This window comes from Dickeya sp. CFBP 2040 (assembly GCF_012273755.1).
GTDB classification, from domain to species: Bacteria; Pseudomonadota; Gammaproteobacteria; order Enterobacterales; family Enterobacteriaceae; genus Dickeya; species Dickeya poaceiphila.
On sequence record NZ_JAAVXH010000093.1, the window covers coordinates 1 to 12159 of the forward strand.

10 protein-coding genes and 3 pseudogenes are annotated in these 12159 nt (G+C 48.6%); 4 read left to right on the forward strand and 9 right to left on the reverse strand.

Going from position 1 to position 12159, the window contains the following annotated elements:
- Nucleotides 1-119: 119 nt before the first annotated feature.
- Nucleotides 120-438, forward strand: a pseudogene (locus Dpoa2040_RS14415) (integrase core domain-containing protein); the annotation flags it as partial.
- Between the two features lie 155 nt (nt 439-593).
- On the opposite strand, the gene Dpoa2040_RS14420 reads toward Dpoa2040_RS14415, so the two are convergent.
- From Dpoa2040_RS14420 to vapB, 7 genes and pseudogenes are all read right to left on the reverse strand, one after another.
- Nucleotides 594-1460: a cytolethal distending toxin subunit B family protein gene (locus tag Dpoa2040_RS14420; protein ID WP_168641699.1), complete on the reverse strand. Its 867-nt coding sequence runs from the start codon at nt 1458-1460 to the stop codon at nt 594-596.
- A 12-nt stretch (nt 1461-1472) separates the two neighbouring features.
- On the reverse strand, nt 1473-2036 hold the full coding sequence (locus Dpoa2040_RS14425) for a hypothetical protein (protein WP_168641700.1): 564 nt from the start codon (nt 2034-2036) through the stop codon (nt 1473-1475).
- Nucleotides 2037-2073: 37 nt separating this feature from the next.
- A pseudogene (locus Dpoa2040_RS14430) lies at nt 2074-2223 on the reverse strand (IS5/IS1182 family transposase); the annotation flags it as partial.
- A 366-nt stretch (nt 2224-2589) separates the two neighbouring features.
- Nucleotides 2590-3755: pseudogene (locus Dpoa2040_RS14435) on the reverse strand (IS3 family transposase).
- 132 nt (nt 3756-3887) lie between these two features.
- Nucleotides 3888-4136, reverse strand: a complete 249-nt coding sequence (locus Dpoa2040_RS14440) for a hypothetical protein (RefSeq protein ID WP_168641701.1) — start codon at nt 4134-4136, stop codon at nt 3888-3890.
- 23 nt (nt 4137-4159) lie between these two features.
- Nucleotides 4160-4576: a type II toxin-antitoxin system VapC family toxin gene (locus tag Dpoa2040_RS14445; RefSeq protein WP_168641702.1), complete on the reverse strand. Its 417-nt coding sequence runs from the start codon at nt 4574-4576 to the stop codon at nt 4160-4162.
- Nucleotides 4573-4803 (reverse strand): type II toxin-antitoxin system VapB family antitoxin, encoded by a 231-nt coding sequence (gene vapB / locus Dpoa2040_RS14450; protein WP_168641703.1) that lies wholly within the window; start codon nt 4801-4803, stop codon nt 4573-4575. Before vapB ends, Dpoa2040_RS14445 begins: the two co-directional genes overlap by 4 nt.
- Nucleotides 4804-5154: 351 nt before the next feature.
- Here vapB and Dpoa2040_RS14455 point away from each other — a divergent pair, with 351 nt between their 5' ends.
- Nucleotides 5155-7884, forward strand: a complete 2730-nt coding sequence (locus tag Dpoa2040_RS14455; RefSeq protein ID WP_168641704.1) for an ankyrin repeat domain-containing protein — start codon at nt 5155-5157, stop codon at nt 7882-7884.
- 99 nt (nt 7885-7983) lie between these two features.
- On the opposite strand, the gene Dpoa2040_RS14460 is transcribed toward Dpoa2040_RS14455, so the two are convergent.
- Together Dpoa2040_RS14460 and Dpoa2040_RS14465 are read right to left on the reverse strand one after the other, a co-directional pair.
- Complete coding sequence (locus Dpoa2040_RS14460; RefSeq protein WP_168641705.1) at nt 7984-8607, reverse strand: glutathione S-transferase family protein; 624 nt, start codon at nt 8605-8607, stop codon at nt 7984-7986.
- Between the two features lie 111 nt (nt 8608-8718).
- Complete coding sequence (locus Dpoa2040_RS14465) at nt 8719-9933, reverse strand: MFS transporter (RefSeq protein WP_168641707.1); 1215 nt, start codon at nt 9931-9933, stop codon at nt 8719-8721.
- Between the two features lie 618 nt (nt 9934-10551).
- On the opposite strand from Dpoa2040_RS14465, the gene Dpoa2040_RS14470 reads away from it, so the two are divergent.
- Nucleotides 10552-11013, forward strand: a complete 462-nt coding sequence (locus Dpoa2040_RS14470; RefSeq protein ID WP_168641706.1) for an MEKHLA domain-containing protein — start codon at nt 10552-10554, stop codon at nt 11011-11013.
- 214 nt (nt 11014-11227) lie between these two features.
- Complete coding sequence (locus tag Dpoa2040_RS14475; protein ID WP_042870898.1) at nt 11228-11956, forward strand: MerR family transcriptional regulator; 729 nt, start codon at nt 11228-11230, stop codon at nt 11954-11956.
- Nucleotides 11957-12159 lie beyond the last annotated feature (203 nt).

A 12159-nucleotide genomic window follows, 5' to 3' on the forward strand; every position in this document is an offset into this window, starting at 1 on the left:
GGCAATGGTTCTATAATCATGAGCGACCGAATATGGCACTGAATGGCTTCACACCGATGCAGCATATTCAGCGCTTAACTGACTCTACTTATCAGCACGGTTAAAAATGGGGGAATTACCGAAGTGATAATGGGCCGGAACTCAGCGCCGCCGCGTTAGCCGAATGGGCAGAACGCCACGGCGTGACACTCGATTTTATTCAGCCCGGCAAGCCGATGCAGAACGGATTTATCGAGCGATTTAACAAAACGCTACGAACAGAAATACTCGATATGTATCTGTTCAGAACCTTGTCTGAAGTGCGCGAACTCACAGAGAAGTGGCGCGTGGCGCACAGAATATAACGAGGAACGCCCACATAGCTCACTGGGTGATATGCCACCTGTTATCTATGCGCGGCAAAAACTGGCCGGAGATCCTCATTGGCGGTGGTACTAAAAACTGGAGGGACTACAATCCACGGGAGCTGAGAGTAAAAGCCCAGAAATACCCGGAGAGAAAAACGGCTGGTCACCTTAAGTGATCCAGCATTACGTATTGTGCGGGCTTTTTCTTAGGAACATCAAGGAGAAATTTGGGGTAAATTAAAAAATTTATTTTGGGAAAAATTTAACTGGAATATGGTCTGAATTAATAAATCCATGCAGCTGCGCAATGAACATTGCCGCAACCAAAAGATTTGACAGGGGGCCATGAAAGTCATACTGCCCAATAACAGAATAATCCAAATTACCACCACTACGTTGAGTAGGTGTACCTTGAGCCACGATGGAAACATTACTTGCAAGAGCTGGGCTATTATTAATTCTCTGCTGCAACACATTAGGATCTTGATTATAATCACCCATTACCATCCATTGAGAGTTTCTATCTCTACGTGAGGCAAAGTGGTTACGTATTGAGTCAAGAAGAGGGCGGGCATCTCCACCGCCGTTTGCCGAAGCATGTAAAGTAAAGAAAAAATCTCGCCCCGCTACTCCTGTTGCCCGATTAAACCCCACGCCCAAAACAGGCCTGCCATCATTGATAACTGGATTTCGCAAAGCGATTACTTCATCAGCACGCCTATCTGTTACAACTGCGGGGTTTACTCTACCAGCACCGATATCCCATTGTGCATAATAAATGTACCGCATATCCGGCCGTGATCGAGTGCCCAAATTCCACTCAAATTCTTCAATAGGAATTTGCCTTCCCGATATTGTTACAACCGGAGGAATAATCCTCCCTGTTGGATTAGCTGAGGATGGTTGAGTTCCTGCTTCTTGTAAAGACACTACATTTACAGCACCATTACCACTAATCAATCCGCGGACATTAACATTCCATTTGCTTTCTGTCGCAGCCGAAGACCCCTGCATGTTCCACGTCGCTGTCTTATAATCCTTAAGTGAAGCCACAGCCGCACTTGGAACATGAATAAAAATAAAGAAAGCAATAATATATTTTCGTCTAATCATTCTAACTCACCTTTAAAGTTCATCATGAGACGCAGATCTAGATGCATTTCTTTCAGGCCCAAGAATCCATAATTGGCTTGTATCTACCACAGAATCAGACTTCGTGCAGTCGGTAAATTCGACTCTAAAAGCCCATTGATTGGACTTGCTGCCTATTTTAATACACTTCCCTTGGCTGATACTTTTAATTTGAACGGCACCAGAAGCAGTTGGCAATAACGAAAACCTCTGATTATTTCCATCACTACACGTATTATGTGTTAACCCACGACCATCGAATGCAACCATACAATATTTAGTGCTCCTATTTTTAAAAGTCAAAGTGGAATCACTATTATAAATTACATCCCAGTTATAAAGATCAACCCAATTCCTTGCATCATATGGAGTATAGCCCCATAGCCAGTTATTGGCCCCAGTTGCCCAAACAGTTATTAATGCACCACTAAAAACATTGGAAATCGCAGTTCTACTTGGTGTATCAGCCTTTGCCTCCTGAATAAGTGAGGAAAATAAACAAACAAAAAAAACCGGCAAGACTACTTTTCCGAAATTACTATTGCTTACATTTTTCATGAACATTTCCCCTATATTTTTTAGTTTAACTTAGAGCCTATCCCAATAGGGATTTATTCCAGACAATGACACCGCAGACAAAATGCAGCATTGCCTCATAGTCTTGGACCTTTTTCTCCCAGCGCGTCAATATCCGGCGGAAGCGGTTCATCCAGCTATGCGTTCTTTCCACTACCCAACAGTGCGCTTCGGGTAGCCTGGCAAATGGCATTACACTTTTTTATCAGAGGTGGGAAAAACTCGATCTGGACGCCATGATCGAAGGACTAACTCTGTCATAAACCGTATAGAAAACCCGCAAAATTTCAGCTACTTCCCGCTTACAACCTCCTAACCAGGAACCTCTATACTTCACTGCGGACACTTAATACAGGAGCGATCGCACGATCATTTCTTTATAGCATAGCAGCCTCACCCGTTCAGGAGAGTTTTCATCATGCCGAAATTCTGTTTCTGAATGGATCAGGATTTCGGGGCTGGGTCAACCCCACGTTCTGCGGCTTTGCGGTACCAACACTCTGCTTGGGTAAGATCTTTTTCTTTGGTGTAGTGGTCAACTAAAACTGGCCACCGCTTTAGAGTTTTTCCAGTATCGGTTTTCCGATTCGTTTGGGGGTAACCCACCGTTATATTCATGCGGCCTTAGCGAGCTGTAATACCCGACGATATAGTCTGTGATCGCATGAGCTGCTTCGCTAAAGTTTATATAACCTGTCACCGGCATCCACTCGTTTTTCAGACTCCGGAAGAAGCGTTCCATCGGGCTGTTATCCCAACAGTTTCCGCGTCGGCTCATACTCTGCCTGATCCGGTAACGCCATAGTAACTGCTGGAACTGCCTGCTTGTATAGTGGCTACCCTGGTCACTGTGGAACATCACTCCGACTGGTTTACCGCGAGTTTCCCACGCCATTTCTAGCGCTTTGAGGGTCAGCCTGCTGTCCGGTGAGAATGACATTGCCCAGCCCACCGGTTTCCTTGCGAATAGATCGAGAACAACAGCAAGGTAAGCCCAACGCTTGCCTGTCCAGATAGACGTCACATCGCCGCACCACGCCTGATTAGGCTCTGTCACTGCGAACTGTCGCTCAAGGCGATTCGGGACAGCGATGTGTTCATGACCACCACGTTTATACCGGTGGGTGGGCTGCTGACAACTCACCAGCCCCAGCTCGTATGAGCCTGCCGGCAAGCCAGCGCCCCATTCTGAAGCCTCTCAGGGTTGCCATGGAGCGATACTTCTTGCGCCAGCAGAGCCATGGCTGATGTTATGCAGCTCCAAAACCTGACTGCGTAATACAGCCCGCCTGCCGTCTGGTTTTTCAGGGCGGTTTTTCCAGTATTTGTAGCTGCTGCGATGAACCCCGAACACGTGGCAGAGTGTGGCCACAGGATACTGCGCTCTGAGTTTCCCGATTAACGAGAACTGTTCAGGGAGTCTGACATCAAGAGCGCGGTAGCCTTTTTTAATATTTCGTTTTCCATTTCAATGCGTTGTAACTTTTTCTTCAGCTCGCGTATTTCGATCTGTTCCGGGGTGATGGGGGAGGCTTTTGGTGTTTTACCCTGTCGCTCATCAAGCAACTACTTCACCCATCGCGTCATTGTGGACAGACCAACATTCATAGCGCTGGCAGCATCTGCAACGGTGTAGTTCTGGTCAAGGACCAGTTGAGCGGATTCGCGTTTAAACTCTGCGCTGAAATTTCTTCTTTTCATTGGGACACCTGTTTTGTTCTGAGATGAGCATATCACCTCTGTTCAGGTGGCCAAATTCAGTAAACCACTACACAATATGCTGGATGAACGAATGCCACGTATCATTAAGGTTTTGCGACGTAAAAGCGGTACTCACACAGGTTTCCCAGTGAGTGGATTTCCCCGTAGTGATGAAAAATTGTTCTCCCTCACCTGTACTATGCGCTCGGGCAATGCCATCACCTGCGACAGCCGGATAAGAATATGGTGTTCTGTATTGTGCTGGATGTGTAACATCTTCTTCCACACAGTCCGACAATTTTCATTGGTTTTATATTGGTTACCTTCTTCAAGAATATCCAGCAAGCGTTGTGCCGGATTATCAATCTTCAGTTCATCCATTTCCTGCACCTTTAAATTTTCCGCTATTTTACCCAGTCTTCCATTGTCAGGCCGGGCACCCGCGCAAACTCCCGCGTATTATTTGTCACCAGTACCGCGCCGGCGGCAATGGCGTGCCCGGCGATTGCCGTGTCGTTCGGGCCGATGGGGGTCCCGGCCAGCCGCAGCGCCACTTTAATGTCCGTGGTGGCGTCCACAGCGGCACGATCCCAGGGCAGGATGGCATCGAGGCGGGCGCAGAATTCATCGACCAGCTGAATGTGGCGTGGAGAGACCTTCGGGCCGGTGGCCCCGAAGCGCATTTCGGCATAGGTGATGGCCGAGACCACAATCCGCTGGTTACGCAGCACCGCCTGTTCAAGTTTTTTTATCACGACTTCCGGCTGCTCGCGCATGATGAACGAGCAGATACAGGTATCGAGCATATAGGTCTTGTTCACAGGTCAAATCGTCCTTCGTCGCTGACCACGTCCTCGCGCTCTGCCATAAAGTCCGGGTCTGCTTTTTCCAAGCTGGTGAACGAGCCCCACGTCGGTCGGACGGGACGCAGGATGATTCTGTCCCCGTCGCGGACGATCTCCAGTTCGCTCACCCCCTCAAAATCCAGATCGCGGGGCAAACGGATGGCGCGGTTGTTGCCGTTTTTAAAAATGGATACGGTTCGCATGATGTCCTCCTGGTTTCTGGCCTCATGGCCCATCTGCATATGCTCAGTATAGGCTGATGCTCTGCATATGTATAGGGTCACCATATGCAGATGTAAAGGATAAACACATCAACGAAATCATGGGATGGCCAGAAAGCACCATCAGATAATGGATCACTCGTCACCATCTAATTTACTTATCACCTCTTAATAGGATAATTATAGAAAAAACAAAATTTTACATGGCATTCTTGGCTTACCCCTCCCCTGTTAGTCATACAGCATGGGGGGATACAAGAGATTTCAGAGACTCTGCTCATCGATATTGCCAAAATGGCCGTGACACCAAACAACTGTTGGAACAAACACAACATGAGCACCTTGCCACTGGCCGAAGCTATCTTGCTGGAAATTCATCAAAATCTTGGTTGTCGGAGTTATCAGACAATCAAGAAAACCAAATTCTCGACCGGGCAGATAAGCCCTAAAACTCAAAAGGATATGGGTGAAGAAATCCTTCACGACATCTTAGAAGCGCTGGGTATGGACCCACTGGCGCAGATGGATGCCATCAACAACCTCATGGAATTTGCGAACGCCTACAAGTCTCTTGAGCTGAACACCTGGACCTTCGCCGCCGACCAGCGCCAAATCCTCTGGACACTGCTGACACATTTCTACGTGCCTGCTCTGGCACGCCGTGTCGGCTTCTGGAGTCTTGAAAAAGCACTGGATACGGGTATGCCGGGTGGGCGTTTCTGGTATCTGCCGGAACCTTGCGAAGTGGATGGCAAACCTGGCCTGTATATGCCGGTAGCTCAGGTGGTCGATTGGCTGCTGGATCTGCTGGGCATGTCTCTGGAGACGTTTGCGGACCTGCAAAGTGGAACGACAGAGAATGGTTATGATGGCCTGCGTCGGTCCTTATATAACTGGCGTAATGGAACCACGATTAGCCCTGGGGCCATCAATAAGTATTTCGCCGACGGGACAGACCTGCGCTTTGACGGAGCAATCTTACTTCACAGCGATTGTCCCCCTTCTGAACAATTCATCAGCATTCTGAATTTTGTGAAAAATAAGGAACTGACTGCCGATAAATTGCGGCTGGAAATCCCCATGACTCAACCTGGGAGGATCGAGGCCATCCTGGCGGGACAGGCTGATGAGGATGAGCGAGCTACCTTCGTTAAATGTATCACGGATCGTTATGCAGCACCTTTACTCAAAACTATCCGCCAGCGTCTGTTACTCGCCCGGATGGTGCAGGATGGTTATGTCCGTCTACTCAAATTTCTCTGCCCCGATGTCGACAGGCAGTGTGCAGATCCCCAGCAAAACAAATTACTTCAACTGTTCGCCATCTATAAGTCTGTCTACAACTTGACGATTGATGCATGGCGATGCTGTAGAGAACAGGGGGAAACAGCTGAAAATACCTGGTTTGAGGCTCATCTGCCAAAATCGGGTAACTATGACGTATTCCTTTCAATCCTTCCTTCTCATCGGGAAACGGCAAACCGGGAACTGGCTGAGTTACTGACACGTCATTTCTCCAGTGTGGAACCGGAGGCGACGCTTGAAGATCACTGGGGAGCCGACGAAAAGTCCACTTTATCCATTATTCAAAGAGAAATGGAGCGCGCCAAAGCCTATGCTGACGAGATTAACGCTATCTGTTTGTTGATTGATCGGATGAGCATTTCATCCCCTTGGCGCGCCTTGCAAACCGAACACAGATATTCGGTCATCAGGCAGGTCGCGCAGCATTCCTCCCTTAGCCTGCGCGCCAGAGAAGCGGCCATTAAACGCTTACGGGAACTGGCGATGACCCCCTCTGAAATTGTTCAGACTATTTTGTTGGAGATTGACGGTTATCTGAATGGGGAGTGCAAGCAAAGGCCAAAAAACACGATGACCAGAGTCCAGGCCCTACTTGACGAAGCTGAAGCTAGCTCAGGGTATGAGTTATGGAAAGCGCCTATTTTGCAATACCAAGCCAAACACCTGTTGGCCAGTAATGATTTTGAAGGGGCAGCCAGGTTATTCAGGGAGGCGCTGGATGCAACTCTGATAAGGAATTATGGTCCTTTGCGTGGTGAAATTGCGAGGGATATATTGGCCGTAGAAGTTGCCAACCAGAAGCTAATCCATAATAACCATGAAAAATACTATCGGGCGATGAAGACCGGAAGAATGATGGCCACAGGTGATGCGATTCTCTCTATCGAGGAAACTGCACGCTGGGCATCAGATTACTTTTGGAATCACCTGTACAGACCCTATCCCGGTATTCAGCCTGAAACGCGCCATATAAAAGGCACGATAGCGCGGTTGTTTAAACAGCTAATGCCATTGTTCCAGGTTGGCGATCAAGAGGGCTTGCAAAAGTGGATCAAAGCCAATAGCCAACTGCTGAAATCGACGCTGCCTGATGTGGACGGAAATTCGGTCTTGATGGCGCTGATCAAGATGCATTATCGGTTTATGCAGAACATACCGATAAGGAAGCAAATGGTTCCACTTGAGCAGCAAAGCGAAATAGGTCGGTTCGAAACCATGTTGGCACATTGGCGAGCGTTTATTGGGCAACTGGCTAAAGAGAGTCCTAAGCAGCTTAATATCCCCGACATTAAGGGACAAACCCCGCTGATGCTGATGGCAGAGGACGGAGATACCACGCTAGTCTCCCTCATGCTGGAAGCCGGTGCCGATCCAGAAATACAAAGTAGTAAAGGCGTGACGGCGCTACATTCGGCGATCAAATCTGGAGTCGATAGTTGTGTGGATGCGCTACTTGATCACCCGTGTCGTCTAAATCATCTTACCGATGAGGGGCGATCACCACTGCATACGGCAAGTTGGGCGGCCAATTTTCATGCTGTCAGGCGCTTGCTGCGACTGGCCCCCGAACTTGCATGGCAACGCGACTCACAGGGAATGACTCCTCTGGAGCTTGTTGAATACTTGATCGGAAACCCAGAAGCGCTAATTAAGTTGGCTAATACACTGGCCCAAAATGGGCGACGCTGCGCTACCAGACAAGAGTTAGTCATGATCGCAGATTTGCTTGCACAAACGACGCCAGTGTTACAGAAATAGCGCGAACCCAAAGGTGACGCTGTACTACTCAAAGCGACCCGCACCTGGAGGGTGCGGGCGAGATATTGATGCTACAACCGTTTTTGCAACGCTTGTTTCTCAGACCATACCATTATTCCCATGACGCAAAAATGCTGGTCGCTGATTCAAGCGCGTAAACCACGCGTCAATGGCAGGAACGGCGGGATGGGGAAACGGCGTCATTTTCCAGCGATTCACCGACAGCCCAAGCACCACATCTGCCAGCGTAAACGTATTACCTGCCGCCCATGCACCGGTGCGCTGGAGTTGTTGTTCAAGAATGCCAATACAGTGGTTCCACTCTTTAATGCCTGCGGCAATCGCGTTTTGATCATTATAGGCTGGGTTCTTGCGCGCCAGAGCCGGGAAGGCATAACGCCAGGAATTGTTAAATTCGGTCGCCTGCCAATCCATCCAGTGCTCAACATTAGCGCACGCCTGTGGTTCGTTGGGGAGCAGGTCATCTCGCCCGGATTTGCGCACCAGATAGCGGCAAATCGAATTGGATTCCCACAGCACGAATTCATCGTCAATCAACACGGGCACCATGGCGTTTGGGTTCATGGCGCGAAAGGCATCGGTTTGTGTCGAGGCAAATCCACTACCGTAATCTTCCTGAACATAATCCAGTCCCGCTTCTTCGCAGGTCCAGAGCACTTTACGCACATTTATTGACGTCGTTTTGCCAAGTATTTTGAGCATACCTCGAATGTCCTTGCGTGTGGTGTCGTGTGGTTTTCCTAAGTCATCTCGCTTTACAGTGCGACTTGAGATGGAAAGTCAATTTTTATCGGGATGTTTCGTATTGGCCAATCAATAATACTGCTGTTCTTCTTGAGTCCAGTAAAAAAGGCGGCGAAGCCACCAGATGAACAGTGCAAGTAAGGCTATTGCGCCAAGCACGGCAAAAGCCACGCTGTATGAATATTTCGTCGCAATATTTCCCGCTAGCGCGGGGCTGAATGCAGCACCGATACCTTGCAACAGCATGACAAAGCTCTGCCCGGCATTGGTATGTCCGCTACCTTCCAACAACTTAACGATATAGCCGGGTACCGCCACGCCCAGAAGCCCCGCAGCCACACCATCCAATACCTGAACAGGTATCATAAAAAGCGGCCCGGCGGATGCGCAGGCCAGCGCGGCACGCAGCGGCAGCACAATTAACGCAGCCGTAATCAGCAGAGGGTAGCCATATTTTTCTGCCCTGGCGGCTGCAAATAAGGCTACCGGGATCATCACCAGTTGCGAAATAATGACTGTCGCCGCCGCATAAACTCCCGCACTCATTTCCCCGCCGTCAGGCGTAGATGCCACACGCATACTCAGCATGGGCAATAGGGCAGCGTTGGCCAGATGAAAGAGCATGAGTGTGACCCCGGTAATCATCACCACTGGGTTAGTGATAATGGCGGAAAGATTGGGGACAGTTGCGGAATTGCCACAACCGCTCAGCCCACGGGCTACACGGTTATCGATATCATTATTTCGGATAGCAAAAACGGCTATCGTTGCACATATCGCCATACCGGTCATCAGGATAAAGATGACATCGGTTCCCCAATACAACACCAGAGCGCCAGCTAACATCGCGGCACTCATGTTTCCTGCGTGATTAAACGCCTCGTTCATTCCCATCTGACGGTTAAACCCTGAAGGGCCAGTTAACCCAAGCGTAATCCCTGTTAGCAGGGGCGCAATAAATGCGGCGGACATCCCTGTTATAACTTGTGAAAAACCAACAATATAAATATTCGGAAAATACCAGAGTAACAGCGTCGCAGCGGTTATGAGTACGCAACAAGCGACGAGTATCAGTCTCTTATTTCGGGAAGCGTCAGCAACCAGTCCAGAAGGCATGGTGGCAACCAGCCCCGCCAGACCGCCAGCAGTCATAATCCAGCCAATGTTATCGGTTCTCCAGTGATGTTCAGTGAGAAAAATCCCCAGAAAAGGGCCAAGTCCGTCCCTTACATCAGCCATAAAAAAATTCACTAAACACAGTGCCTGGAGTGATCGTAAAGGCATGGAAACCCTGTTTAAGTCGTTAACCATCATGGTTCATGCCTTCCAGGCGTTGGCGGTATGTGCCGTATCCCGAAGGCGTTCCGTCACGTATTTCAACTGGGCAAACAATCGACTGACAGAGAAAAGATATATAAATCAAATCCATATGTAGAACCCTCTGAATTTAGTCTTATCGATTAATCTCGTTTCCTGATTAAAGTATAACCAATGAAAATTTACCATGAAGAAAGCGCGTTACACTCAAGCGCAGAGGCTGCAAGTCCTGAAAGCGGTTAAAGGTAGAAGCAGTCGCTCCCATTAAGTGAAAAGCCCACTATGGTGGCATGGAGTCTTCTGACATCAAGCGCATATTTAGTTGAAGATCCTCATTGGCGGTGACACTAAAAACCGGAGAGACTACAGCTCATTATGATTTTTTCCGCGCAGCATCCCTGATGCTATTTAGATTGAGCCTTTTATATTCAGCCTTGCGCCCGTCAGACAAGTCTGAAATTGCTAACCTGTAGCCACACGTACAGACATAAACATGGCAAGTGTCGCCTGGTTGCGTTAGATAGCTGATACGCTATCTGCCCTGAAGTCATATCGGCAGGTCCAACATTGCAAGGGGAACAATTCATGGCAACAGAAGAACGTTTGGCATTATTGAAGCGAATCGATGAATGTTATGAGGCAGTGAACGGTAAGAGGCTCTTTTGTCCTGAAAGTATCGAAGACCGTTATCTGTGGCTAGATCAGCAAGCGCCTTATAGCATTCTGGCTCATGGGGGCGGAACTGACCCTATCTTTATCTATGCCAATAATTGTGCTTTACGCTGTTTCAAGTATAGCCACGAAGAGATACTACGACTGCCGTCTCGACTTAGCGCATCGCCGTCGGATCGCGCTGAACGTCAGAAATTACTCGATATAGCCACCCGTGACGGAATTGCTAAAAATTACACCGGCCCACGCGTGGATAAACACGGTAATTTCTTCACTATTTATGATGGAGAGGTGTGGCAGCTAGGTTACAACAGCGACAACGTCTGGGGGCAAGCGGCATTATTCTGGCCGGTTCCGCATAGTGAGAGACCATAACCTCAACGGTGAATTGGCTTTTTTCGCTATGTCCACTCCAGTAACGAATAAATACGGGTACATTCCAGGCGAAACTAACGACTCGCCTGCTCACGCTTGCCGGGTAAGGCACGTTGGCGTGTGGTACAAATCACACGCCCTGCTGCCCGGCGCTTCATTCAACACCAAAATGTTCGTAGTATATCAAGTAAAATAATCTCCAGCGGACACTCCCATGCCTTACTCCATCGGCGAATTTGCCAGACTCTGCGGTATTAATGCCACCACACTCAGGGCATGGCAGAGCCGCTACGGTTTGCTTAAACCACTGCGAACTGATGGCGGGCATCGTTTGTATAGCGATGCGGATGTTCAGCAGGCGCTGAAAATTCTCGACTGGGTAAGAAAAGGGGTTCCCGTTAGCCAGGTCAAACCGCTTCTGGAACGTCCAGAAACATTACGGAGCAACAACTGGGCAACGTTACAGGAAACCATGCTCCAGCGTCTCAAAGAAGGACGCATTGAATCACTGCGCCAACTTATCTACGACACAGGCCGCGAGTATCCCAGAGTGGAATTGGTCGATGAGGTGCTACGCCCACTACGAAGCAAAATGTCAGCAAATATTCCCACCATGATGACGCTGCGTGAGGTATTAGACGGGATTATCATTTCCTACACCTCATTTTGTATTGAAGGTGACAGAAAAGCCCCTGGAGATAATTATCTGATCTGTGGCTGGCAATTAACCGACCCCTGCGAAATTTGGCTGGAAGCGCTTAAACGAACCGGGCAGAGGCACCGCATTAGTGTGCTTCCACTCTCCCCTGCCGTGCTCGCCCCGGAAGTGTTCCCAGAGCGCCACTGGTTGTTGGTAACAAGTGGGAAAGTAACGACGGCGAGAAAAGAGCAAATCGAAAAGTGGCGCGAGCAGGTGGCGTCTTTGGAAATTATCTTCCTATAAGCAATATCGATATATTAAGCGTAATATTTCCCCAATATCGAAAATGAGCTTTCCCCCTGCCTGTCGGAAAAAACCAAATAATAAGAAAATAAATTGCATTTCATTCAGATAAAATTAAAAAAAAGACACACCGGAAATTAGGAAACACTCCGAATGATAAAATAAATTGCACAAAAAAATTAAAGACTCGGCATTTAATAAGG

Coding starts and splice junctions, on each gene's coding strand:
- Dpoa2040_RS14420 (WP_168641699.1), bottom strand. CDS start 1,460: ATGATTAGACGAAAATATATTATTGCTTTCTTTATTTTTATTCATGTT.
- Dpoa2040_RS14425 (WP_168641700.1), bottom strand. CDS start 2,036: ATGAAAAATGTAAGCAATAGTAATTTCGGAAAAGTAGTCTTGCCGGTT.
- Dpoa2040_RS14440 (WP_168641701.1), bottom strand. CDS start 4,136: ATGGATGAACTGAAGATTGATAATCCGGCACAACGCTTGCTGGATATT.
- vapB (WP_168641703.1), bottom strand. CDS start 4,803: ATGCGAACCGTATCCATTTTTAAAAACGGCAACAACCGCGCCATCCGT.
- Dpoa2040_RS14455 (WP_168641704.1), top strand. CDS start 5,155: ATGAGCACCTTGCCACTGGCCGAAGCTATCTTGCTGGAAATTCATCAA.
- Dpoa2040_RS14460 (WP_168641705.1), bottom strand. CDS start 8,607: ATGCTCAAAATACTTGGCAAAACGACGTCAATAAATGTGCGTAAAGTG.
- Dpoa2040_RS14465 (WP_168641707.1), bottom strand. CDS start 9,933: ATGCCTTTACGATCACTCCAGGCACTGTGTTTAGTGAATTTTTTTATG.
- Dpoa2040_RS14470 (WP_168641706.1), top strand. CDS start 10,552: ATGGCAACAGAAGAACGTTTGGCATTATTGAAGCGAATCGATGAATGT.
- Dpoa2040_RS14475 (WP_042870898.1), top strand. CDS start 11,228: ATGCCTTACTCCATCGGCGAATTTGCCAGACTCTGCGGTATTAATGCC.